Source organism: Inediibacterium massiliense, assembly GCF_001282725.1.
Classification (GTDB): Bacteria; Bacillota; Clostridia; order Peptostreptococcales; family Thermotaleaceae; genus Anaerophilus; species Anaerophilus massiliensis.
The window spans coordinates 850,678-874,946 of sequence record NZ_LN876586.1; the positions used below are offsets into that span (position 1 = coordinate 850,678).

26 protein-coding genes are annotated in these 24,269 nt (G+C 27.4%); 21 read left to right on the forward strand and 5 right to left on the reverse strand.

From position 1 onward, the window contains the following. Positions 1-4: 4 nt before the first annotated feature. Positions 5-727 (reverse strand): DUF421 domain-containing protein, encoded by a 723-nt coding sequence (locus BN2409_RS07770; RefSeq protein ID WP_053956058.1) that lies wholly within the window; start codon positions 725-727, stop codon positions 5-7. A gap of 212 nt (positions 728-939) precedes the next feature. Here BN2409_RS07770 and BN2409_RS07775 point away from each other — a divergent pair, with 212 nt between their 5' ends. The 4 genes from BN2409_RS07775 to nhaC all read left to right on the forward strand — a co-directional run bounded on the left by BN2409_RS07775 (position 940) and on the right by nhaC (position 4,736). Then, a complete protein-coding gene (locus BN2409_RS07775; protein ID WP_053956059.1) occupies positions 940-1,284 on the forward strand; it encodes a cupin domain-containing protein in 345 nt (114 codons plus the stop codon). A gap of 86 nt (positions 1,285-1,370) precedes the next feature. Then, positions 1,371-2,402, forward strand: coding sequence for a DUF3221 domain-containing protein (locus BN2409_RS07780; RefSeq protein WP_199872954.1), 1,032 nt, complete (start codon positions 1,371-1,373; stop codon positions 2,400-2,402). Positions 2,403-2,585: 183 nt separating this feature from the next. Next, entirely contained in the window at positions 2,586-3,131 is a 546-nt protein-coding gene (locus BN2409_RS07785; RefSeq protein WP_053956060.1) for a biotin transporter BioY, read from the forward strand. A gap of 183 nt (positions 3,132-3,314) precedes the next feature. Then, complete coding sequence (gene nhaC, locus BN2409_RS07790; RefSeq protein WP_053956061.1) at positions 3,315-4,736, forward strand: Na+/H+ antiporter NhaC; 1,422 nt, start codon at positions 3,315-3,317, stop codon at positions 4,734-4,736. A gap of 58 nt (positions 4,737-4,794) precedes the next feature. On the opposite strand, the gene BN2409_RS07795 is transcribed toward nhaC, so the two are convergent. Further along, complete coding sequence (locus tag BN2409_RS07795) at positions 4,795-5,250, reverse strand: hypothetical protein (RefSeq protein WP_053956062.1); 456 nt, start codon at positions 5,248-5,250, stop codon at positions 4,795-4,797. Positions 5,251-5,512: 262 nt separating this feature from the next. On the opposite strand from BN2409_RS07795, the gene BN2409_RS07800 reads away from it, so the two are divergent. After that, complete coding sequence (locus tag BN2409_RS07800) at positions 5,513-6,340, forward strand: CPBP family intramembrane glutamic endopeptidase (RefSeq protein ID WP_053956063.1); 828 nt, start codon at positions 5,513-5,515, stop codon at positions 6,338-6,340. Positions 6,341-6,362: 22 nt separating this feature from the next. Beyond that, positions 6,363-7,052 carry an RluA family pseudouridine synthase gene (locus tag BN2409_RS07805; protein WP_053956064.1) on the forward strand — a complete coding sequence of 230 codons (690 nt, stop codon included), beginning with the start codon at positions 6,363-6,365 and terminating at the stop codon, positions 7,050-7,052. 116 nt (positions 7,053-7,168) lie between these two features. Here BN2409_RS07805 and BN2409_RS07810 read toward each other — a convergent pair whose 3' ends face one another. Further along, positions 7,169-9,370: a M56 family metallopeptidase gene (locus BN2409_RS07810; protein WP_053956065.1), complete on the reverse strand. Its 2,202-nt coding sequence runs from the start codon at positions 9,368-9,370 to the stop codon at positions 7,169-7,171. Further along, a complete protein-coding gene (locus BN2409_RS07815) occupies positions 9,367-9,777 on the reverse strand; it encodes a BlaI/MecI/CopY family transcriptional regulator (protein ID WP_053956066.1) in 411 nt (136 codons plus the stop codon). Before BN2409_RS07815 ends, BN2409_RS07810 begins: the two co-directional genes overlap by 4 nt. A 237-nt stretch (positions 9,778-10,014) precedes the next feature. Between BN2409_RS07815 and BN2409_RS07820 the strand changes: the two genes are divergently transcribed. From BN2409_RS07820 to BN2409_RS07840, 5 genes are read left to right on the forward strand one after another with little or no spacing between them, the layout of a single operon-like run. Continuing rightward, entirely contained in the window at positions 10,015-10,989 is a 975-nt protein-coding gene (locus BN2409_RS07820; protein ID WP_053956067.1) for a glycerophosphoryl diester phosphodiesterase membrane domain-containing protein, read from the forward strand. Positions 10,990-11,001: 12 nt separating this feature from the next. Next, on the forward strand, positions 11,002-11,643 hold the full coding sequence (locus BN2409_RS07825; RefSeq protein ID WP_053956068.1) for a hypothetical protein: 642 nt from the start codon (positions 11,002-11,004) through the stop codon (positions 11,641-11,643). Continuing rightward, complete coding sequence (locus BN2409_RS07830; protein ID WP_053956069.1) at positions 11,633-12,631, forward strand: hypothetical protein; 999 nt, start codon at positions 11,633-11,635, stop codon at positions 12,629-12,631. Before BN2409_RS07825 ends, BN2409_RS07830 begins: the two co-directional genes overlap by 11 nt. Further along, the gene (locus BN2409_RS07835) at positions 12,601-13,554 is read left to right on the forward strand and encodes an AAA family ATPase (protein ID WP_053956070.1); all 954 of its coding nucleotides are present in this window, start codon (positions 12,601-12,603) and stop codon (positions 13,552-13,554) included. The genes BN2409_RS07830 and BN2409_RS07835 overlap by 31 nt, the downstream gene beginning before the upstream one ends. A 13-nt stretch (positions 13,555-13,567) precedes the next feature. Continuing rightward, positions 13,568-14,878: a DUF58 domain-containing protein gene (locus tag BN2409_RS07840; protein WP_053956071.1), complete on the forward strand. Its 1,311-nt coding sequence runs from the start codon at positions 13,568-13,570 to the stop codon at positions 14,876-14,878. A 36-nt stretch (positions 14,879-14,914) separates the two neighbouring features. Here the strand turns inward: BN2409_RS07840 and BN2409_RS07845 are convergent, their stop codons facing one another. Then, positions 14,915-15,865 carry a stage II sporulation protein M gene (locus BN2409_RS07845; protein ID WP_053956072.1) on the reverse strand — a complete coding sequence of 317 codons (951 nt, stop codon included), beginning with the start codon at positions 15,863-15,865 and terminating at the stop codon, positions 14,915-14,917. Between the two features lie 59 nt (positions 15,866-15,924). On the opposite strand from BN2409_RS07845, the gene BN2409_RS07850 reads away from it, so the two are divergent. The 10 genes from BN2409_RS07850 (at position 15,925) to BN2409_RS07890 (ending at position 24,269) form a co-directional block, all read left to right on the forward strand. Further along, on the forward strand, positions 15,925-16,608 hold the full coding sequence (locus BN2409_RS07850; RefSeq protein ID WP_053956073.1) for an RDD family protein: 684 nt from the start codon (positions 15,925-15,927) through the stop codon (positions 16,606-16,608). Between the two features lie 36 nt (positions 16,609-16,644). Then, positions 16,645-16,926 carry a hypothetical protein gene (locus tag BN2409_RS07855; protein WP_053956074.1) on the forward strand — a complete coding sequence of 94 codons (282 nt, stop codon included), beginning with the start codon at positions 16,645-16,647 and terminating at the stop codon, positions 16,924-16,926. A gap of 38 nt (positions 16,927-16,964) precedes the next feature. Next, positions 16,965-17,366 carry a hypothetical protein gene (locus BN2409_RS07860; protein ID WP_053956075.1) on the forward strand — a complete coding sequence of 134 codons (402 nt, stop codon included), beginning with the start codon at positions 16,965-16,967 and terminating at the stop codon, positions 17,364-17,366. A gap of 134 nt (positions 17,367-17,500) precedes the next feature. Beyond that, positions 17,501-17,746, forward strand: a complete 246-nt coding sequence (locus tag BN2409_RS07865) for a hypothetical protein (RefSeq protein ID WP_053956076.1) — start codon at positions 17,501-17,503, stop codon at positions 17,744-17,746. A 187-nt stretch (positions 17,747-17,933) separates the two neighbouring features. Next, complete coding sequence (locus BN2409_RS17180) at positions 17,934-18,095, forward strand: hypothetical protein (RefSeq protein WP_199872955.1); 162 nt, start codon at positions 17,934-17,936, stop codon at positions 18,093-18,095. Positions 18,096-18,228: 133 nt separating this feature from the next. Then, positions 18,229-18,723, forward strand: a complete 495-nt coding sequence (locus BN2409_RS07870; protein WP_053956077.1) for a DUF2975 domain-containing protein — start codon at positions 18,229-18,231, stop codon at positions 18,721-18,723. Positions 18,724-18,735: 12 nt separating this feature from the next. Beyond that, a complete protein-coding gene (locus BN2409_RS07875) occupies positions 18,736-18,942 on the forward strand; it encodes a helix-turn-helix domain-containing protein (protein WP_053956078.1) in 207 nt (68 codons plus the stop codon). Between the two features lie 12 nt (positions 18,943-18,954). Beyond that, on the forward strand, positions 18,955-20,481 hold the full coding sequence (locus BN2409_RS07880; RefSeq protein WP_053956079.1) for a DUF4153 domain-containing protein: 1,527 nt from the start codon (positions 18,955-18,957) through the stop codon (positions 20,479-20,481). A 223-nt stretch (positions 20,482-20,704) separates the two neighbouring features. Next, complete coding sequence (locus BN2409_RS07885; protein ID WP_053956080.1) at positions 20,705-22,915, forward strand: tetratricopeptide repeat protein; 2,211 nt, start codon at positions 20,705-20,707, stop codon at positions 22,913-22,915. 112 nt (positions 22,916-23,027) lie between these two features. After that, the gene (locus BN2409_RS07890; protein ID WP_053956081.1) at positions 23,028-24,269 is read left to right on the forward strand and encodes a metal-dependent hydrolase family protein; all 1,242 of its coding nucleotides are present in this window, start codon (positions 23,028-23,030) and stop codon (positions 24,267-24,269) included.

A 24,269-nucleotide genomic window follows, 5' to 3' on the forward strand; every position in this document is an offset into this window, starting at 1 on the left:
TCAATTATTCTATTCCATATTTACCATGTTTTTCTGTGTTGTTATTATTCTTTTTTGACAAATACATATTGTGTGTATCATCCACCCCGGCATAAAATACGTCTGAAGGATTTTGTATTCCATACATATGAATTTGAGATTGAAGCCAATCTATATTGAGGCCCATAGCTTTAATATTTTCATCTATTATATTTCCATCTATTATAATATCTTTCATTAATCCTTTACTTGTTGTTGGAATATTCATATGTGAAGGGGTAAGAGGCACTTTATCTGATTTAGGGAGTAAAGATAATTGTCCATTAGTTTCAAAAATAGCAAATTCTACATCAGATAAATTGAATATGTTCTTTTCACGTAATTGCATGGTAAGTTGTTCTATGGTAAGACGTACACGTCTTAAATTATCTTCAACAATATGCCCTTTATTGATTAAAATAACTGGCTCTGAATTAATGATTTTCCTTATTCTAAAGCTTTTAATATGGAGCAATCCTGTTAAGATTGCTAATAATGATAATGTAATGAGAGAAGTAGATGCAGTAGTAGGAGTGCTGTTTGGGCCCATTGCTAGATTAGCAGCCATTGAACCCATTGATACACCTACAACAAAGTCAAAAAAGGTCATTTGAGAGATAAGTTTTCTTCCCATGAATCTGCTAAGTGTCAATGTTAAAATGTATGTAATAATGCCTCGTATAATAGTAGAAAGTATTTTTTCATACATATAGGATTCCTCCTTTAAAGGGGCTTTATATATTGAATAATTATAATACAATTATTGTTCCAATTTGAATAAGAAATATGTATATTTCATAGATAAGGTGAATTGAAGAATTTATTTTATAAAAAAGATTTTAATATTGACATAAATCACGGAATGAATTAAATAAAATGGGTATCCTAATATTAAATAAAAGTTTATAGGGAGGAAAATATATGAATACACATTTAATAAAAAATATTGATTTTGCAAAGGTAATAGAAATGGAGTCACTAGTAGAATATCAAGAAGGTAGAGTAGTGAGTAGAACATTGGCACAGGGAAAACCATTAAGTGTAACTTTATTTGCCTTTGATCAAGGAGAAGAAATTAGTTCTCATTCTGCAGGTGGAGATGCTTTAGTTTATATATTGGATGGAGAAGCACAAATTACTATAGGAGAAGAAATTTTTACTGTAAAAAAAGGTGAAACTATTGTTATGCCTGCGAATATTCCGCATGCTCTTTTAGCAACACAAAGGTTTAAGATGTTTTTGATTGTTGTATTTAGCCTTTCTTAAATGGAATATAAGGCAAAATTCTTATAGCAAAAAATAGAAATGATACATATTATATCAGTAAGTTGAAAATGAAGGGGAGATATAATATGTATTATGATCCTATGTATTTTGTAAACTCAACGGATCTGAATCATCAAGACGACTATGTCCTAGATTGTAAAATGGGAGATGTAAATGGAGATGGAATGATAGATTATGTATACTTAATAGGAGATAAACCTTATGAAGACAGTCCATTTAGAAACAACATCAGATTAAAGATTGTAGATGGAAAAACTCATAAGCAGACGATTATACCATTAAAACAAAACGCAGGATATGGTCCAACTTTATTTTTAGGAGATTTTACAAAAGATAAGATAGATGATATTTTGATCAGCATAGATTCTGGTGGAAGTGGAGGATATGCTTTTTACTATATTTATTCTTTTGTAAATAATCAGCCAAAGATTTTATTTGATTTTGAAAAATTTGATAGTACTTTTATATATGAGGTAAATTATAAAGATTACTATAAAGTTGAAGTCATTAGCAAAAGTACCAATACAAAATATATATTAGATATTACTTATAAAGGGAAAGAATATTTATCAGAGATTTATGATGAAAATGGAAAACTCAAAGAGCCCATACAAGGATGGGTCAATCCATTAGGAGGATTATATCCCATTGACTTTCAAAGGGATGGTACTTATGAATTATATGCTGAGCAAAGGATTGCTGGAAGATATAATGCAGACGGATTAGGATATGTTCAAACATCTCTTGAATGGAAAGAAAATAATTTTGTGCCTTTTTTTCAAACAGTGGGAATATTTGGTGGCAATATAGATGATCAGGAAAAATTGCCTCTTCCTAATGAAGATATAAAAAAAGATTCTTATGAAATGATTACAGGTACAATAAAAGAAATCAATACTAGAGATGGGAAAAGGTCCTTGTTGATTGAAGATGAAAAGAATTTTGAATATATTTTTCATATCCATGAGAACACAATTGTAATAGATTTTGAAGAACTTAAAGTAGGGCAAAAAGTAGATATCATTTATAATGGAATTTTAACAAGAAGTATACCTCCTCAAGGAACAGCTATCATTGTAAATGGATTAAAGGTATAAGGAAAAATGAAAATTACAAATATTACAAAAAAAGACAATGAAAATTCTATTTTCATTGTCTTTTTTTTATGCAGTGAAATATTATAACGAGAAGTTATAATATTGACAGAAGAATAAAATAAGTTTATACTTATTGTTAACTAATACATAATGAAAGTTAACAATAAGAAGGGCGGGAATATAATGAAAGAAAAATATTCATTAAAAGAAATATGCATTACGTCTATTTTTACAGCCATTACAGCAGTTCTGAGTCAAATAGCTATTCCCATTCCATTTAGTCCTATACCCTTTGCCCCACAAATTTTTGCGATTTATTTATCAGGAATTATTTTAGGGAAAAAATTAGGATGTTTATCACAAATGATTTATGTGGTTCTGGGAGGCATGGGATTACCTGTATTTTCAAATTTTTCAGGAGGAATGCAAAGTATTTTAGGACCTACTGGAGGGTTTATTATAAGTTTTCCTATTATTGCATACATTATAGGATATGTCTCTGAAAATAATAAAAGTATTTGGATGAAAAGTGTTATTTTATCTTTCGCATTGTTTGTTTCATATAGTATGGGAATTATTCAACTTTCTATAGTTACTAAAATGTCTATCCAAAAATCTACTTTTTTAATGTTGCCATATATTCCTTTAGATATTGTAAAAATTATTTTAGCTTATGGAATTGGAACTAAAGTAAAGAAACGTCTTATGAAAGCAGGTTTTGAGATATAAAGAAAGAATACCAGAAAATAAATTCAAAAATCAGATATAAAAGTATCTGATTTTTTTTATACAAAAAAGTTAGAAAATTAAAATTTGAATAAATTTAATGTAAAATGAAGGAGGAATATAGGAAAATATATCGAATTATAGAAATGTATGTAAAAAATGTTCACATAAGGGAGGAAAACGAAAATGAAAAGTGACACAAATCCAAGGAAACCCTATATGTGGGAAGCATTAGTCCCAATTATAGGAATGGCAGTAATCATTGTTTTTTCCATGTTGGTGCTGGGATTGGAGCCTCATATCCCCATAGTGATCTCTACTGTAGTAGCGGCTTTGATGGCTTTAAGGGTAGGATATGATTGGAATACCATTAGAGATGGTATGCTTGAGAGTACTTTTAGAGCTTTAGAAGCATTAATTATTGTTATGATTGTTGGAATGTTAATTGGTACTTGGGTATTGTCTGGATCTGTACCAGCTATGATCTACTATGGATTAGATCTTATTTCCCCTAAATTTTTTCTTCCGACAGGAGCTATATTATGTGCTATTGTATCATTAGCTACAGGAAGTGCATGGACATCTTCTGGAACTGTAGGGATTGCATTGATGGGAGTAGCAGCAGGATTAGGAATCAATCCTGCATTAGCAGCTGGGATGATCATTTCTGGAGCATATTTTGGAGACAAATTATCTCCATTGTCAGACAGTACAAATGTAGCTGCAGCCGCTGCGGAAACAGATTTGTATGATCACGTAGGTGCTATGATGTATACTACGATACCAAGCTTTATTATTGCAGTGATTATCTATACGGTTATAGGATTAAACTTTCAAACTGGTGACTTTGATACCTCTAATGTTGAGTTAATTCAAAGTACTTTATCTGAAAACTTTAATATTTCACCATGGTTATTGATACCACCTGTATTTGTTTTCATTACTGCTATTAAAAAGGTCCCTGCAATACCATCCCTTCTAGGAGCTGCAACACTAGGAGGAATATGGGCTTTTGTATTCCAAGGAGTTTCTTTTAAAGAAATACTTTTAGCTTTCCACTATGGATATGAGTCACAAACAGGCGTAGAAGTAGTAGATAAGTTATTGACTCGTGGTGGTGTAAATGCTATGATGTGGACCATATCACTCATTATCTTTGCATTGTGCTTTGGTGGAATTTTAGAAAAAGCAGGATTTACAGAGGTTATTTTAGAAAAGGTTATTAAAAAGGTAAAAACTGTTGGAGGACTAGTAACTACTACAATTATTACAGGAATTATATGTGACTTTGTATTGACAGATCAATACTTAGCAAATATTATACCTGGTAGAATGTATTATAAAGCTTATGATGAAATGGGTCTTGAAAGACGTTTTCTATCAAGAACTTTAGAAGATGGTGGCTCACTATGGTCTCCTATGTTTCCTTGGAATGGATGTGGAGCTTATCAATCAGCTACATTAGGAGTAAGTACATTTGCTTATTTCCCTTATGCATTTTTGAATTTAGTAAATCCTTTTATAGCGATTATTATGGCTTATATGGGGATAGCAGTATTTTATAGAAAAGATAAAAAAGAAGCTTTGGAAAGTGTACATAAAGAGTAAATCATAACAACTCATGGAAATAAGATCCATGAGTTGTTGTTTTATAAGAAGTTATAAATTAGTTTGTAATGGCATAGACAGCCATAAAATAAGCAACCCAAGCAAATAAAGATACTAAAGATGATAATAAAAACTTAACAAAAATATTCATAGAGGACCTAAAAATCATACTGTTTATACTGATACCAATTGTACCTAGACCTGCTCCTATAGCACCACCTAAAAAAACAAGAGGAACAGGTACAAAACACCAAACTTTTGCATACCATTTAAGAGGTTCAACAATTTGAATTTCTTTACCATCTACTACTAATGAAGGTAGATCTAGACCTAAAAAATTATGTTTCCAAGTAGCAATAACTTCTTTGCTATCATTTCTCGTCAATAACATTTTTCTTTTTTTACCTTTAGGAACAGGTTGATCATTAATGAACAAACAAGGACCTTTTATACTACTCATTTGCACCTCTATTTTTTGACCTTCAAAACCATCTAAATTAATTAAATATTTCATGTGATATTCTCCTTGAATGATAAATTTAGAATAAAATAATTATATAAAAAGTACAAGGTGTATTTTATAATAGATCGCATTTCGTTTCAATGAATATAGGGAAAAACAGGAAATGAGACCTATGTAATTTGTAAAATAGACCTATAAAGAGGTAGAGTATTTTTAAAGAATTATAAAGAAAAGTATGTTAAAATAAATAGGGTAATAAATGGAAGAATGATAGAATAAAAAATTAAGAATTTAGAGGATATAGGAGGAGACAATGGAGGATTTTTTTGAGAGTATTAAAATAAGAAAAGTGGTAGGTGTATTTGTATTAATAACTATTATAGTAATGATGTTATCTATTATATCAGAAGGAATTTTTAAAAGAATTGAACAAGATGCTTATTTTTGGATGATATGGATAAATACAATATTGCTTTTTTGGTTTATATATAAAGTAAGGAAAAGTAATATAAAAGTAAAAGATGTAATCTATCGTTTTAAAGAACAAATAAAATGGAGTGAAGTATTTAAAATTATTATAATGGATATGAGTTTTAGTATAGGTTTTGTATTCTTTTTATTAGGATTATTATTAAAAATAAATCCAAATTTGGCCTATAAATTATTAGAAGAAGGAGATACGAATACATTATGTTCATTAATATATCAATGCATAGGAGCTGTATTATTGGCACCTATTGTAGAAGAACTTTTGTTTAGAGGAGTTATTTTTCATAGATTGAAGAAAAGATATAGTATAGGAAAAGCTATTATTATTTCTTCTATTGCATTTGGAATTATGCATATGGAGTTGGCTATAGTAGGAGCTTTTGTAACTGGAATTTTATTGTGTTTACTTTATCTAAAAACAAAAAATATATTGATTACAATGTGCGCACATTTTATTAATAATTTTATTGCTACATTGATGCAAATTATTGGCTTTTTTATGGATTCATCATCAGAAAATGAAGTATTTACTCCAAGAGAAATAGATATTTACTTTTTTACAGGACTATTTTTATGTATAGTAGCTGGTTATTTTGTTATAAAATATGTTAAAAAGAATTGGCCTAAAAAGGTGATTATGGATGAAATATAAAAATATATAAAAGGAGATACATATGAACATTATATTTGAAGATCAACATATTATAGTTGTACAAAAGCCACCAAAGGTTCCTTCACAAAGTGATCAAACATTTGATTTAGATATGTTAAGTATGATTAAAGCATATTTAAAGGAAAAGTACCCATCTGCAAAAGATCCATATATAGGACTTGTTCATAGACTAGACCGACCTGTTGGAGGAGTGATGGTATTTGCAAAGACCAAAGAGGATAATGCAAGACTTTCTGAACAAATTAGAACCAAAAAGTTTAATAAAAAATATTATGTTGTAGTTTGTGGGAAACCAGAAAATACAAAAGGAGAATTAAGAAACTATTTGAAAAAGCTTAGAGATTTAAATATGTCAAAGGTAGTAACGGATAAGTCAAAAGCTGGTAAAGAAGCTATACTTGAGTATGAGTGGATAGATAGTGTAGATACAGATGAATATGGAACTTTAAGTCTTTTAGAGGTCGATCTAAAGACAGGCAGGCATCATCAAATTCGTGTTCAGCTCTCTCATGCCAATTTATCTATATGGGGAGACAATAAATATAATAAAACATTTGTGAAAATGAAGAAATGGACACAAATTGCTCTTTGGGCCTATAGTCTTTCTTTTTATCATCCGAAGGATCAAAAGTTTATGACATTTGAATCTAAACCAACAGAAGAATATCCTTTTGCGCTTTTTAAAATCTAGAATAGAAAAGATCAAACCTCTTAAGAAATTGTAACTTCTTAAGAGGTTTTTAGATAAAGATAAGAACAAAAGTTATTAACCGTTCCTCGAATCCTTACAGCATAATGTTTTTGTAATTACTTTGTTTTATTTTGATCAAAATAAGGAGGTTCATGAATGAATGCTTTTAATATATCTTTTGTAGAATCTATGGTTTTAACAAATTTAGCTGTATAGATTATATTATCTTTTTTCCATATATAGCATTGTTGTAAATTTTCTTTAAAGACAAAAATTTTCATATGATCTATATAGATGGTATTTGCTTTGTCTTTTGTTTCTCTATCGTATCCGTTTTTTTCTAAAAAGTCATATCGATAAGGAGCTTTTGTTTGATAAAATTCTATTTTTTGTGTAGAATCATTTTTATTTTCAAATATGGTTTTTATTCTAGACCAAGGCTCAGTATCAAAATAGCATGATTCACCAGTGTTTGAAGATGTAGCAGTAAATTTCCCAGGCAATTGTAGAGGAAACTTTGGAATAAAGCCAAGAATATTTTGAGCTCTTTTTAAGTCTTTACTTCCGTATATATATAAATGGTTTTTCCATGACTCGGATTCATAGCTCATATTTTGTAATTCTTTAGGATATTTTAAAGAGGATAAAATTACTTTCATATCATCTTGAGAAACTTGTCGTTCACTGGAGTCCCCATAATAAGAAGTATCTTTACAATAATAATTGATACTATACCAAATACCATTATCTTCCCATATAAAATCTTTAAGAATAAAATTACTAATAGGTATACGTTTTGAATTTTTAGTATTATTTTTTTCTAATTTTTGAATACCTTCTTTTGTCCACTCAAAGTGAGTTTGGGTAGTGACACGAGTACCATGAATATTGCCAATAATCATAGGTTCTAGGATAGTTTTTGTACTGATTTTTTCACCATAAGTACCTATAGAGGTATCATTAGAAATTTTATGATCTAAAAGTTTTGTTTTAGAGATGATCAGACGAAAGGCAGAAGTATCCACAACATTTGCTACATCAAAGCTTATATTTAATTGATCTTTATGTAAAGAGATGTCTCCAAAAGTATATTTGTTGGTTATGAAATCAGGAACTTTAAAGTCAAAATCTACAAAATCCATTGCTCGCTCTAAGGTATTAAAATGCTTATTAGATGTGTTTAAATTAAATTCTTGATTGGAATATTTTATCTGGGCATTCGTAAGTGTAATAGAACTAAGTAAAATTAATATACTAAGGGCTAAAACAGATATTTTGTAAGAGCCTTTTTTAAAATTTTTAATCATGATAATTCTCCTTTTCAGTTCATGCTGACTTTGATAAAAATGTGTAGAAAGCATTTTTTGGCTATGATGGGTAGAAAAAATTTTAGAGAGTTGAATAAGAGTGAAACCATAAGAAATGGATTCATCAGGCTTTAGCATTTCAAGAACATAAGCATCACATGCTAGTTCTCTATCTACTCTCATTTTTTTCATTGCAAACCATACAATAGGATTAAACCAATGAAATAGAATAGCTATTGTAGAAAATAAGTTTAAAAATAAATCTTTTCTTTTATAATGACCTAATTCATGTAAAAGAATATGAATGAGCTGATGATCATGTAAGTTATTGAATAAATTTTTACATAGATAAATATTAGGATGAAAAAATCCATAAATAAATGGGCTTTTTAGTGATGGGCCATTATAAACTGAGATATCTTTATGGATATTTAATTTTTTTTTGCAGATATTCAAAAGATTTATGATCTGAGGGTCACTGATTTTGTCATAAGATCTTATTTTTTTATTAAACTGAATGAAAGCTAGTAAAAGAAAGATGGCTATAGATAAAAAACCAATACACCAAATATATGAACATATAGTGAAAAAATTTTTAGTAGATAATCTTGTGAAATGATTTTTTTTATTTTCTAGATGATGAACATTTTCTATGAAATAAGAATCTTTTTCAGTATATTGATTTTGTGTATTGTTTAAATCAAAATTTATTTTCATAGGATTTAAGTTTCTGTCTAAATAGGTTAAATATTCATGTTGAAAAGGTATAGACCCATTATATTCTGATAAATTGCTATAGCTTGTAGGGAAAAGATTTAACCAACTAAAATGACTTTCCAAAGAAAAAGGAATTAATAATTTTATTAATACTAAGAGCCATAAAGCATGACAAAACCTAGGATTAAGATAATTTTTTAAAATTTTTTGAATGCATAAAATAAGAATGATGATCATTGTACCTATAAAAGAAGCAGACAAAATCCATAAAAAAATTATCTCTATTAAATTCATAGATCCTTCTCCTTTTCACTTAAAGAATGAAGATCCTCTTTCTTTTCTTCTAAAATTTTTTGAAGGGTTTCAATTTCTTTAGTGGATAAATTTTCTTCTTCTAAAAATTTTGAAAAAAGCATACTCAACGCACCATCGTACATTTTTTGAAGGAAAGAACTGTTTTCTACTTTTACATATTCATCATAAGATATTAAAGGAAAATAGAGATAGTTTTTCCCATGTTTTTGAAAACTAATCACTTCTTTTTTTAGAAGCCTATTGATAAATGTTTTGATGGTTTGATTAGACCAATTCATTTTATCGTCTAGTAAAGAGATGATATCATTAGATGATAAAGGATGATTTTTCCATAAAAGTTTCATAATTTCTAATTCTGATTCAGATATTTTAGGAATAGGATGCATAGAAGATACCTCCATATTAGTTTTGTTTACAAATGTAAACTATAACCAAAGTTTACACTTGTAAACGATGATTGTCAATAGAAATGAAAGATGATTTAGAAATCATTTTTTAAAAATTTTAGTTTTAAATGAGTTTATATGAAAGCATAAAAATTCTGAAATATCCTTAAATGCTTAACTATGGTATTATGGAAAAATGTGTTAAAATAAAAACATGAACTAGAAGGAGGGATATAAATGCAGGAATGGTTTAGAGGTAAAATATCTGATGCAACTGTATTAGATCTTTCTGTAGAAGTATATAGAAAGAAATTAAAAAGTATTATTGGATATCAAATATTATTTACAATTATTATGATACTTTTATTTGTAGTAGGAATGTTTGTAATCGTTCCTATGATAACATGGATTACATTAGAAGGAGCAGGTGGACTATTTAGTTTTGTAGTATTTGTAGTGATAATGATTATATTGTTAGGAACATTAATGGGTATGAATAAGGCAGGAATTTTTTATATGGTATATAGCTATATAAATGGAGAAAATTTATGTGCTTCTGAGGGTGTTGGAAAAGCTTTCTCAAGCTTTAAACAAGTATTTAGGTTAGTATGTGCTTTTTCTATATGTGTATTACCTATCTTAATCATTTTAGGATTGGGCGGTATGACTGTTACAACTATTACTCTATGGCAAAGTAAGATGGCTTCTAGCACCTTAACAGCTATTTTAATAGGTGGAGTATTATTTTCAGTTGTATCTGCTATTTTAGGAAGTTATTTGTTTTATTCACTTCATATTGCGATATTTGATCATGAAAAAGGATTTGCATCTATGAAAAAAAGTATACAATTTGCAAAGGGTGAGGTTTTAAGAAATGCTTTTAGAGTTTTTAGTATATTCATATTTGAGTGGGGCGTGAGTATTTCTTTTTATTCAGCTATAGCAGCTATATCTGCGTTAGTATATTTTTTATTAGGAAAAGTAGCAGGAGGAGAATCTATTATAACTCAAATCATGCTTTGGGGAGATAAATTAAAGGTTCCTTTAGATTTTATACTAGGAATTCTATTAGCACCTATGTCTTCTATTATTTGGACTTTTTATTATATGAATATGAAATATAAAAAAGAAGGACTAAAAATACATAATATGATGGATGAACTTGAGGAAGAAGAAGAACTTCCTAAAAGTATAGATATACATTATGAATAAAGGAGAAAATAAGTGAAAGTTATGACTATTTCCTCAAAAGAAGTGTTTGAAAAAGCAGTAGATGAAGTGATTCATAGTTCTAAATATATGCATCTTCAAGAGAAGGAGAGTATATGGGAAAAAATTGTTGAAAAAATATTGCATTTATTGGATAAAGGATTAGAAAAAGGATATCCCCATTCTCATATGAATTCTCAAGGTTCTCAAAGCTTTTTTATCATAATTGCTTTCATTTTTATAGGTATATTAATTTATTATACATTTTCATCAAAACAAGATAAAGATTTAAATAAAAAAGAAATTTATGGAGAAGAAATTGATGAAAGAACTACTTATGAAAGTTTGTGTGAAAAAGCTCAAAACTTTGAAAAAAATAATAATTATAAAGAAGCTATAAGATATTATTTTATCAGTATATTGATTTTAATGAATGAAAAATCTTTATGTTTTTTAGATGATACAAAAACAAATGATGAAATTATAACAGAATTAAAGATAAAAAAATTTAAAGAAGTAAGATTATTTAAGAATATAGGAGATTATTTTTACTATATTTGGTATGGAGATAAACCAGTTGTAAAAGAGCGATATATGAATTATAAAGAAACAGTAAATGACCTTTTTTTGGAGGTTTACAATTATCATGAAGAATAAAAAAAAAGGAATAGCTTTGGTATTGATCATTGTATTTTTAGTGGCAAATTATTATTTTCATATTATAGATCGAAGTATTGGGGAAAACAGTCAAAATAATAAGGCACTACCTCTCAATACTTCTTATGAGGGGGTATCTATTTTTTATGATACACTTAAAAGTCTAGAATATTCTGTAGCAGTTCAGGGAGAAAATTTTCTAGAACATGGTTATGAAGATATTTATATTATTACTGAAGGTAAGTATGATAAAAATTTTGATATAAAAAAAGCACAAGATTGGATCAAAAATGGAGGAAAATTGATTTATCTAACAGAAGATTATAAAAAATATTCATATTCTAATATTTTAAAACAATATAAAGACAAAGCTTATTTATATCAAATCAAAAAAGGGAAATTGTTAATAGGAGATATAAATTTAATTACAAATAAAACTTTATTTAAGAATAAAGAAGGTGCCTATTTTATTTTAAATTGCATAAAAGATTTAAATGGAAATATTTATTTTAATGAATATTATAGATTTGAACAAGGAGAGTATCCATCTTTGTATAAAAATCTTCCTATACATATAAAAATAGTACTTTTTCAGATACTATTGCTTATCATAGGAGTTATTTGGTATTTAGGAAAAAGGTTTGGAAAAGCAAAAGAAATTTTAGATGAAATAGAAAGAGGAGAAAATGAATATTTATATGCAGCTGCTAATCTTTATGAAAAAGCAGGATGGACCAATGAAATTTATCATGTATTTTATAAAGAATTTGAAAATGAATATAAAAAGAATTTTAAACAATCGAGCTTACCTAGAGATTGGATAGATGTATGGAAAAAAAATCATCTTTCATGTGAAGAAGAGGCTATGAGGGTATTTCAAAATAAAAATAAAGATATAGGTATGATTTATGACCTAGATAAGATGACTCAAATGCTAATAAAAAGGAGAGAAGGGGCTTGGAAGAAATTAAAACAAAGGAATTTGTAAGAAGCATAAAAAAAGAATTAAAAAAAGTAATTGTAGAGCAAGAAGAAGTAATAGATTTAATACTTATTGCTATATTTACAAAAGGCCATGCTCTATTAGAAGGGGTCCCAGGTCTTGGAAAAACCTTATTAATAAAATCTTTAGCAAAAACTATGGGAATAGATTTTAAAAGAGTACAATTTACACCAGACTTGATGCCTTCAGATATTACAGGAGCAAGCATTTACAATACCAAAGAAAGAGAGTTTGAATTTAAAAAGGGGCCTATATTTACAAATCTTTTGCTAGGAGATGAGATCAATAGAACACCTCCTAAGACACAAGCTGGTTTACTTCAAGCTATGGAAGAAAAAATGGTAACAATGGATGGAGTAAGCTATGTATTAAAGGAGCCTTTTATTGTTTTTGCTACTCAAAATCCAATAGAATATGAAGGAACATATCCTTTGCCAGAAGCTCTTTTAGATAGATTTTTAATGAAAATATATATAGAGTACCCTTCTATAGAAGGAGAAAAAGAGATTATTAAAAGATATCATGAAGGTTTTGATAAAACATTAGAGAAGGTGTCTATTGAGTCAATTGGAGGAATACAAGATATTTTAGAATGTCAAGAAGAGGTACGAAAAGTTTTGGTTGAAGATCATTTACTTACTTATATTGTAGAAATTATTAAAGAAACAAGACAATTTCCTTTTGTAGAAATAGGAAGTAGTCCAAGAGGGGCTATTGCACTACTTGAGACATCTAAAGCAAATGCTTTATTAATGGAGCGTGATTTTTTAATCCCAGAAGATATAAAAAAAATGGCGTATCCTGTATTAAGACATAGATTGATTTTAAAACCAGAAGCTTATGTAGAAGGTATTCAAACAGAGGATGTAATCCGTGAAATTTTATCTAATGTGAAGGTTCCCCGCTAAGGGTGGTGAAAATATGTCTATTACAAGATTGTTTTTAGGATTATTAGCTTTAGGGATTTTCATTATAGGAGCAAGTATTAAAGCTCAATTATTTATAGAAAGCTTTATTTTTTATAATGGAATTTTATGCATATTGATGATTGTTGATTATTGGATGACTCCTACTAAAAATGTTTTTGAAATAGAGAGAATAGGAGATCAAAAGTTATCTTTACTAGAAGAAGAAAAGATATCCATAAAAATATACAATAAAAGCAAAAAGATAGCTCATATTCATGTATTACATGATTTTCCACAATCTTTTTTATATAAAGAGGATATAATAAAAGATTTTATTTTTCCTCATGATCAAAAGGAATTTGTATGGAATATCAAACCTAGTGAAAGAGGAGCATTTTTTCTTGAAGAAATTTACATAAGAAGAAGAGGTATATTAGGGCTTATTACAAAAGATATATTATTGAAAAATAAAGAAGAATATAAGGTATATCCTAGTCTTAAAAATTTAAAAAAATATCATATGATGCTTACAAAAGAAAATATTTTATATGGGCAAAATCATATTATAAAAAAAAGATCAGAGGGAAAAGAATTTGAAAGCTTAAGAGAATATATAAAAGGAGATGATATTCGAAAAATCAATTGGATGAAAAGTGCAAGAGAAAATAAATTGATGGTGAATCAATATGAACCTGAAAATAATAAACATATTTATATTTTATTAGATATAGGAAGGACTATGAGTTATAGAGTCAATAAATACAGCAAACTAGATTTAGCCATTAATGCTTCTGTTTTTTTATCTGATGTAGTTTGTCATAATAAAGACCAGTCAGGACTTATTGTATTTAATACAAAGGTAGATACCTATATAAAACCGTCTAAAGGGGATTATCATAGAAATCAAATATTAGAAGCACTATACCATGTGAAGGGAACAAAACTTACATCTAATTATGATGAGGTATTATTTTCTTTGAGTAAACATGAAAAAAGAAGAAGTTTAATATGTATGTTTACAGATATAGATACATTGCAAGAAGTTTACTATGTGGAAAAAGGATTAGAATATATAACAAAAAAGCATTGTGTGATTATATTTTTAGTTAAAGATGAAAAAATAGACAATATCATTAACCAAGTAGTACAAGACAAAAAAGATGCTTATCAAAAGGGAATGGCTTATGAAATGAAAAATGAAAAAAGAAAGATTATAAAAGCTTTAAATCAAAAGGGAATCATCTGTATAGAATGTGATCAAGAGGAGATTATCTATAAAGCCGTAAATGAATATATGAAAGTAAAAAATAGGGAAATGATTTAGAACTATGAAGGATCATCTATAGAAAGTAAAAAATCCTTATAAAGGATGTCTTTGTTTATAAGGATTTAAAAAGTATAGTGAAATTCCTATCAAAGTTAAGAAAGAAAAAAATAATTTGATGATAGGAGAAATAGATAATGGAGTAAAAAAACCTTCTATAATGGCTGCTATGATTAAGAATAGGATCGAACCTAATAATAGAAATACTCCTTCTTTTGCCATTTTTACTACAAAATCTAATCTTTTATATTTCCCGGGAATAAGAAGGGATTTTCCTAGAATCAAACCAGCACCGCCTGCAATAAATATGGCTGTAAGCTCTAATATACCATGAGGAAGAATCAAGGAAGCATATAAAAGAAGATCCCCTTTTAAAAATACCATACCTGTCAAAGCTCCTAACATACAGCCATTAAAGAACAATATATATATAGTACCTAATCCTAGAAATATTCCGTATACAAAAGCTACCAGACTTACTCTTATATTATTGATCATAATTTGGCTAGACATTAAAGGATAATCCCATTCCTTTGGAGAAAATGTAAAATCAATAGAATCTAATAAATCTTTAGGTAAAAAATACAAGCTAGTGGAAGAGTCATGAATGACCATAAAAAAGCTTATGAGTATGCCTAAAAGAAATATAAAAAAGCTAGACAATATAAATGGAAAATATGTATGAACTTTTTGAGGAAAGGTATGACATATAAAATTTTTAAAATCATACCAAGGATTTTTTTTCACTGTATATAAATGATGGTGTGCATTTCCTATTAAAGCATTTAAATATTTTTCAAGATTAGATTTAGGGTAAAAGGTTCGAACATAACCTAAATGATGACTCGTTGTTCTAAAAAGATATAAAAAACGTTTTATTTCATTGAAATGAATAGATGAAATATTATTTTTACCAAAGAGAGATATGAGATTTTCTAGTTCTTCCCAGTATCTTTGATTTTTTTCAATAAATATATTTTCTTTCAAAATCATCACCTCAATATTATTGTAACAAATTTCAATATGAGTAAAAAGGAGGAATTGTGATGAAGAAGATTTTTATTACTACTCCAGAGAATATAGAAATAGAATATAGACTAGCAGGAGTAGGGAGTAGAATAGTTGCAGGGTTTTTAGATTATTTGATTCAAGGAATTTTATATTTTATAATTTTTATGATTTTTTTACAAACAAATTATAAAATTGATTTTAAATCTCAAAATTCTTATTATATTGCCATTATTATGCTGATCCTTGCATTTATTAATTATGGATATTTTACTGTATCAGAAATGGTTATGGATGGAAGAACTTTAGGAAAAAAAGTATTAGGATTAAGAGCCATTAGAAAAAACGGACAGCCTATGGATATTAAACATTCTCTTGTTAGAAATTTATTAAAGATATTTGTAGACAATTATATGATAGGAATTATTATGATGTTTTTTAGAAAAGATGAATCAAGGATAGGAGATATTTTATCATCTACTATGGTCATAGAAGAAGAAAAAGAAAAGCTATATCTTATGAATTTGATTCCAGAGAATATAAAAAATAAGTTGGATAAAAAAGATGAAGAATTACTTATGATTTACTTACAAGAAAAAGATGAAGTATGGATTGATGAAAAAAAATTAGAAGATAGGATACTCAATTATTTTAAAAATAAATATGATGCTGTAGATGAAGAAGTTATTTTATTTATAGAAAAAGAGATTAGAACAATTTAACATATATTTGTATATTAGTTTTTTAGGAGGATCAATATGAAAAAAGTATTACTTCTGATCTTAATCATTATCAATATTCCTGTATATAAGTATTTATTTCATTTATTTTTTGAAAACATGAATGAGTTTAGGAATTGTATAAGATATGTTCTTACTCCTAATATTATTTCTTTGATAAGAGGGGAATATTGGAAGGATGTATGTAGAGAAAATCAATTAAGTCTCTATATCATTTGTTGTATTGTAATTGTAGCTTGTGAATATTTTTTATTGATCATATTAGCAAAAGAAGGAAATTGGAATATTGTGTTGAATTGAATCATATAAAAATGACAATAAAAAGGAGATGAAATGATTTGATTGAGACTCATTCTAATAAGAAGCTATCCAATATACATAAATATATGATCATAGGAATAGGAATACTATTTATTGGATCTGCCCTATATGATGGAGAATATCTAAAAATATTATTTGGGCTTGTTTTAATTTATGCTTCTTTTTTTGAAAAAAGTATTTTTATTGAAGAGGATGGATTATTGATTCAAATTAAAAAACTAGGAAAAGAGAGTGAAAGAAGGATAAAGTTTACAGAAATGAGTGAAATAAATATACATAGAAAAAATGATAAGGCAATGATTTTTTTTATTAAAGAAAATATAGGACATAAAGTAATTATAGATTTGTCCAATCTAGAAGAAACAATAAAACTTGCAAAAAAACAAAATAAAAAGATACAAGTGGATTATTTGTCATAGTCTGCATCTTAAGATGGAGACTATTTATTTTAAATAAATTATTGGAAATTTCAAAATAAAAGAGGTAATTCGGAAAATTTATTGAATATATATGATTAAGTGAAATATTATAAGAACATAAGGGGGAATTTGGGATGTCCAATCTTTATTACTGCAAAGAATGCAGAAAAATTGAAAAGAATGATTTAAAGTGTGGTTGTTGTAGTAGTGAAAATATGATGCCTTTGAAAGTAGGAGCCCCTGTAAATGTAATAGGTACAAAACAAAAGGGAAGAGTACTTAAAATGCAAGAGGATCAAGTAAGTTTATTAATTGTAAATGAATTAAATCAAAAAATGATTAAAGATCATCTGTATAATGAACTTCAAAAAATTTTATAATTTCCAAAAGCCAGAGAACATACTCTGGCTTTTTAATCTTTTAGAAAATTATATAAATGAAATGAAAGAATTGCCCTTAGGCTATGAGTAATTCTGAAAGGAATATGAGAATTTTTTGAAATTCAATTAGGAATGAAGTCATGATACAACCCTTCTTTAGAATATTTATAAAAAAAGGGGGAGTATGATGAAAATCATTTTAAATAAAAATGAAGATGAGGAGAAAACAGAGTTAGCAATGCTTTTGACAAAAATGTTTATGAATCAGATAGAATACAAAGATATGAATCAAGAGATGGTATACAATAAAATCCTTAAAAAATTAAAAGAGAAAAAATATTTATCTTAAAAGAAGTAAATTTATTTTTGCTTCTTTTTTATTTCGTTTCAATATATTATTATTGTTTTTCGATAAAAATATATTGAAAAACATTTCTTAACATGATAATATAATATTGAAAAATATAAGGGAGGTTGTTTATGTGAAATATTATGGAAAAAGTTCTTTAGCAAGTTATTTAAAAATAATGCTTAACATTTTAATGATTATTGGTGTTTTCATATTTGTTTATCTTGTAAAAAATATGATTACTTCTAATGATTTGAATCTAAATATGTTTCAAAAAAGTTTTATATTTATTTTATTTATATCTGGAAGTATTTCTTTGATGATGATTCTTTTTCATTTAAGAAAGATCGTACATTCTTTAATAGATGTAAATCCTTTTATTATGGAAAATGCAATTCGATTAAAATACATATCTATAGAATGCTTTATTATTACAACTTGTTATTTGTTGAATTTTTTTATTAGTCCAAAGTATACAGAATTTAATTTGATTACCATTGATATAAAAGGAGTACATACAGATATGGAATTTTTTATTTTTTTCTTTGCAGGATGTTTTTTATTGATTTTATCTAAAGTTTTTCAACAAGCGGTAGAGGTAAAAGAAGAAAATGATTTTACTATTTAAAGGAGGAGCATGATGAGTATTATTGTAAATTTAGATGTTGTGATGGCAAAGAGAAAAATTTCTTTATCTGAGCTAGCAGAAAGAGTGGGAATTACCAATGCCAATTTATCTATACTCAAAAATAATAAAGCTAAGGCTATTCGATTTACTACTTTAGAGGCTATATGTAAAGAATTAGATTGTCAGCCTGGGGATTTATTAGAATATGTAAAAGAGTAGAGGAGGGATATTGTGGATCATAAAATGACTTTCATAGAAAAAAGGTTATATATGGAATCGAAAAAAGAAGAATGTAGACAAGAAAAAATAAGCATGGATCAAGAAAAGAGTATCAATGAGAAATTAAGATTAATCTGTACAGCTTTTATGATGGCTATATTGTCTAGATATTTTTTTAGTGGAGAAGCATTTGGGATTTCTGTATTTCTTTTTAGTATGTGTATGATGGGAATGAGTATATGGGCTTTATCTAAAAAGGTGGATATAAAAAATACCTTTAGTTATGTTTTTGTTATAGCTGCTATCTTGTTATCTATGAGTTTTTCTATATTTAATAATGAAGTATTAAGAGGGATGAATATTATTGTAATACCACTATTGATTACAACTTATATATATATGATTAACTATGGGTATAAAGAGATTTCAATAGATTTTTTTGAAAAAATATTATATAGAATATCTAAAGAATCTTGTGGTGCTATCAATCGATTTTTTCCTTTTACAAAAGAAATTTTGTATTCTAAAAAATTTTCTAAAATGAATTCTAATCAAAGAAATATATTACATGGACTGGTCATTGCAGTTCCTCTTTTATTGGTGATCATAGGGCTTTTAGCATCGGCAGATATGGTATTTGCTTATTATATAGAAAATATGTGGAAAATATTAGGTAAGTTTAATATATGGAATGGTATAAGGCATATGATATGGGTTATGATCATAACGCTATATTTATTTGGATTTTTGTGGAGTTTTCAGTATAAAGAAACGTTAAAAGAACAAAAAAAGAAAGAGGAAATGATTGCATGGGAACCAGTTACTATTATAACAGTAATTTTTGCGATTTGTATTATATATGGGCTGTTTAGTATGATCCAATTTTCTTATTTGTATGGAGGGCATACTCCGAAAGGACTTAGTTATTCAGCTTACGCAAGAAAAGGATTTTTTGAGCTGATTTATGTTACATTGCTTAATTTTTTAATATTGATATTTAGTATGAAATTTAATAAAAAAGGAAGTCAAAAACTTAATAAAGTATTAAATACATCTTATACTTTATTGATTGCATTTACTTTTAATATGCTTTTTTCTGCTAGCTATAAAATGTTTTTATATGAAAAGGAATTTGGATTTACAAGACTTAGGATTTTTGTACAAGCATTTATGATTTTTTTAGGAATTCTTTTTTTTGTTGTTTTCATTGGAATATGGGTTCAAAGGGTACCTATTTTTAAAACAGGAGTGATTGCAGTTTTAAGCGTTTATATTCTTCTAAATTACATAAACGTAGATAAAATAGTGGCTAAGTATAATATTGAAAGATATGAAAATAAACACAAAATTGATATGAATTATTTAAAGAGTTTGTCTTATGATGCCACAGAAGAAATACTAAGATTATATGATGTAGGAGATGAAGAGATAAAAAAAGAAGTAAGAGAATATGAAAAAAAGATCGTAAAAGAAGTAAAAGATTCTTATGATTGTTGGTATGAATATAATTATTATAAAAGTAAAATAGTAAATGAATAGCTAAAAGGAGTAGAGAAGTCTACTCCTTTTTCTGTTAATAAATAACGAGTTATGTATAGTTGGCAGATGGGACAGTATATGACTCATAAAAATGGATAGATAAGGGGTAGATCTTTACCTGATACATATTTAGAAAGATTATATGTAAATTGAAGAGATGTATAGAAATTGGTAAACTATACATTACATTACTTTTATTTCTATATAATCAAGGGGGACTTTCATGAAATTAAAAAAGATGATATGTATTATTTTTTGTATACTATATGCTTTTATATTTACTGCATGCTATAGTAATGAAAATAATCATAAGAAAGAAGATCATAAGGCTTATGATTACAATCAACAAGGGATGAAGCTTATGGAAGAGGGGAAAGCAAAGGAAGCTATTGAATATTTCAATAAATCTCTAAATAGTCTTAGTTGGTATGAAGAGGATTTTGGAAAGCTTTCTACAACTTTAGAAAAATCCAAAGACTTATTTGATTCTCCATTAAATAATTTAAGTTGGGCTTATAACGAATTAAAAGAATATGAGAAAAGTTTAGAATATATTAATTTAGCTCTTAAAGCTTTGCCGAATAGTGAGGAAGAATATATTAATAAAGGAAATGCATTGTTTGGACTTAATCAATATGAAGAAGCATTGAAAAGTTATAAAGAAGCATTAAAAAAGAATTCTAATAGCAAATATGCATACTATGGAATAGGAGAAATAGATTTTGAGAAAAAAAAATATAAAGAGGCTCTAAAATCATTTAATAAGTATCTTGAACATGAGAATACAGATATAGATGCAGCTAGATATAAAGTTTATTGTCTTTTGAATTTAGAACAAAAGAATGAAGCTTTAAATTATGCAAATGAATGGATTAAAGGAAATAAAGAGGATTATAAATCTTATGAGTTAAAAGAAATTGTATTGCAATGGGTTGGAGAATATGAGGAGATTAAAAATTTTTATGAACAAAATGCGAAGAAGTTTTCTAAGAATTTAAGTGCACAAATGAAGTTAGGACGATTTTATTATGATGCCCAACAATATAATAGATCTTTAGAATATTTTTTAAATCTTTTGAATAGGTATCCTGAGCATATAGATGTATACATATGGGTAATGGATAATTATAGTGCTTTAGGAAAATATGATAAAGCTTTAGAATATAGTAATAAAGCTTTAAAAATAGATGATCAATCGGATGTTTTATATAATGAAATTGGAAATATATACATAGATCAAACAAAGTATATGGAATCTATTCAATATTTTGATCAAGCCATGAAAAAAAACAAAAATAATCAAGATGCATATATAAATAAATTATATGCACTCTATACTGGGAAAAGATATTCAAAATGTATTTCGTTTGGAAGACGGGCAGAGTCTAAATTTAGATATGTCTATAATATTCCTTGGTTTATAGGTGAATCTTATTTAGAATTAGGTCAGTATAAAGAAGCTATTGAAGAATATAAAAAATCCCTAAAGTTAAAACCCAAAAATGATGAAGTGTTATCTAAAATTGCATATGCTTATTTATTACTAGAAGATTATAAAAGTAGTAAAGAATATGTCAATAAAAGTTTAAATATCAATTCAGAAAATTATACGGCGTTATATGTAAAGGAGGCTTTAAAGGAAAAAGAAGTATCTCTTGGCATGCAGATAAAAGAATTCTTTGATGATCAGTACTTATATAAGGATTCATTACAAAGTGTAAATCATAATATATTAACAAAATTAGATCAAAAGAATATTTCAGGAAAAGAAATATCTCAAGTCATATCCAAAGCAAAACTACAAGATGATCCATTTACATTTGTAATATATGGGAAAGATTATGATGCTTTGATGAAAACAAGGGATATGGATATAGAATACAAAAAATATAATAAAGATGTATATTATTTGAGAATTAAAAATTTTAGTATGAATACAGGAAATAAAGTTATAGAAATTTTAGATAATATAGAAGACACAAAAGATAAGAATTTGATTATAGACTTAAGAGAAAATTATGGTGGAGATACAAAGAGTGCCAACAATATTTTAGATGCATTATTGCCAGAATGTGTAACAAGTACTTTAATTTATAGAGATGGCTATACTTATAATTATTATTCAGATGCATCACAAATTCTGTTTAAAAAAATATATATTTTTGTAGATGAAAACTCTGCTAGTGCATCAGAATTATTAACATTAGGACTTAAAACATATTTAAAAAATGTAATTGTTGTAGGAAGGAATACCTTTGGAAAAGGGGTAGGACAACATGTTTTTGAAGATAAAAAAAATAAAATCATGTTTTTTGCTGTAAGTCATTATTGGAATGTAAGACAAAAAAATATTATGAATCAGTATATTACTCCAGATATTTATGTAAAAGAAAAAGATATAAAGGATTTTTTAAGAGGGGCAAAAATAAACTAAGATAAATCTTTTTTGAATAAATGTGTTAAATCTGGTAGAATTTACGGTGAAGGTTCGTCCAATATATGATTGATACAATATACCTTTTGAATATGTTTAAGGGGGAGAGGTTATGAATAAGATTGCATTTATAGGTGGCTTGCTCATAGATGGAAATGGAGAAAAGCCTATAAAAGATTCATTAGTTTTAATTGAGGATAAAAGAATTCAATATGCAGGACCTATGATAGATATGGATGATGAATATAAAAAAATAGATATTACTGAAAAAACTATTATGCCAGGACTTATTGATACCCATCTTCATTTTAGTGGGAATAGAACAGATGATGATACAGAATGGGTATTAGAGCCTGTAATACAAAAGACTATTGTTGCTGTAGCTCAGGCGTATGAAGCATTAGAACATGGCCTGACCTCTGTAGGTGAAATATCTAGATCTGGGATACATATTCGAAATATGATAGAAGAGGGAATTATAAAAGGACCTCGTGTAGTTGCAACAGGACTTGGATTTTGTAGAACATCAGGTCATGGGGATTCTCATAAGTTACCATTAGAGTATAATAATGATTCTCATCCTTGGGCAGAAAGAGTAGATGGTCCTTGGGATTTAAGAAAAGCAATAAGAAAAAGATTGCGTGAAAATCCTGATGCCATTAAAATTTGGTCAACAGGTGGAGGAATATGGAGACATGATAAAAAAGCGGACTCTCATTATTGCATGGAGGAAATTCAAGCAGTTGTAGATGAGTGCAATATGGTTTCACTTCCTGTATGGTCTCACGCAGAAGGATATGAAGGAGCATTAAATTCTTGTAAGGCAGGAGTATCTGCTATTATTCATGGACAAGAATTAAATGAAGAATGCTTAGAAATTATGAAAGAAAAAGATATTACATTTTGTCCAACTTTGCAATTTTTTTATGAATGGTTTCGTGTGTATGAACCACCTTATAGACCTATTCATGATCAATATCCTGGTGAAACTACAGCAGAAAAGGAATTAAATCGCATTATTAGTAATTTACAAAATGCAAAAGAAAAAGGAATACGAATTACAGTAGGATCAGATTCTTTTTGTAGCAGCTTAACTCCTTATGGGAAATATGCTATTACAGAAATGTATGCTTTGCATAAAGCAGGATTTACAGAGATGGAAACCATTGTTGCTGCTACAAAAAATGGTGCTCAGATGCTTAAAATAGATGACATAACAGGAACTTTAGAAAAAGGAAAATTTGCAGATTTATTAGTTCTAACAGAAAATCCATTAGAAGAGATCCATCATATTTGTACTGAAAAGATGGAAGTGATTATGAAAGAAGGTCAATTTGTAAAAAAACATATATAA

Coding starts and splice junctions, on each gene's coding strand:
- BN2409_RS07795 (WP_053956062.1), bottom strand. CDS start 5,250: ATGAAATATTTAATTAATTTAGATGGTTTTGAAGGTCAAAAAATAGAG.
- BN2409_RS07840 (WP_053956071.1), top strand. CDS start 13,568: ATGTCTATTACAAGATTGTTTTTAGGATTATTAGCTTTAGGGATTTTC.
- BN2409_RS07830 (WP_053956069.1), top strand. CDS start 11,633: ATGAAGAATAAAAAAAAAGGAATAGCTTTGGTATTGATCATTGTATTT.
- BN2409_RS07890 (WP_053956081.1), top strand. CDS start 23,028: ATGAATAAGATTGCATTTATAGGTGGCTTGCTCATAGATGGAAATGGA.
- BN2409_RS07885 (WP_053956080.1), top strand. CDS start 20,705: ATGAAATTAAAAAAGATGATATGTATTATTTTTTGTATACTATATGCT.
- BN2409_RS07805 (WP_053956064.1), top strand. CDS start 6,363: ATGAACATTATATTTGAAGATCAACATATTATAGTTGTACAAAAGCCA.
- BN2409_RS07815 (WP_053956066.1), bottom strand. CDS start 9,777: ATGCATCCTATTCCTAAAATATCTGAATCAGAATTAGAAATTATGAAA.
- BN2409_RS07855 (WP_053956074.1), top strand. CDS start 16,645: ATGAAAAAAGTATTACTTCTGATCTTAATCATTATCAATATTCCTGTA.
- BN2409_RS07775 (WP_053956059.1), top strand. CDS start 940: ATGAATACACATTTAATAAAAAATATTGATTTTGCAAAGGTAATAGAA.
- BN2409_RS07800 (WP_053956063.1), top strand. CDS start 5,513: ATGGAGGATTTTTTTGAGAGTATTAAAATAAGAAAAGTGGTAGGTGTA.
- BN2409_RS07810 (WP_053956065.1), bottom strand. CDS start 9,370: ATGAATTTAATAGAGATAATTTTTTTATGGATTTTGTCTGCTTCTTTT.
- BN2409_RS07785 (WP_053956060.1), top strand. CDS start 2,586: ATGAAAGAAAAATATTCATTAAAAGAAATATGCATTACGTCTATTTTT.
- BN2409_RS07780 (WP_199872954.1), top strand. CDS start 1,371: ATGTATTATGATCCTATGTATTTTGTAAACTCAACGGATCTGAATCAT.
- BN2409_RS07820 (WP_053956067.1), top strand. CDS start 10,015: ATGCAGGAATGGTTTAGAGGTAAAATATCTGATGCAACTGTATTAGAT.
- BN2409_RS17180 (WP_199872955.1), top strand. CDS start 17,934: ATGAAAATCATTTTAAATAAAAATGAAGATGAGGAGAAAACAGAGTTA.
- BN2409_RS07865 (WP_053956076.1), top strand. CDS start 17,501: ATGTCCAATCTTTATTACTGCAAAGAATGCAGAAAAATTGAAAAGAAT.
- BN2409_RS07875 (WP_053956078.1), top strand. CDS start 18,736: ATGAGTATTATTGTAAATTTAGATGTTGTGATGGCAAAGAGAAAAATT.
- BN2409_RS07850 (WP_053956073.1), top strand. CDS start 15,925: ATGAAGAAGATTTTTATTACTACTCCAGAGAATATAGAAATAGAATAT.
- nhaC (WP_053956061.1), top strand. CDS start 3,315: ATGAAAAGTGACACAAATCCAAGGAAACCCTATATGTGGGAAGCATTA.
- BN2409_RS07770 (WP_053956058.1), bottom strand. CDS start 727: ATGTATGAAAAAATACTTTCTACTATTATACGAGGCATTATTACATAC.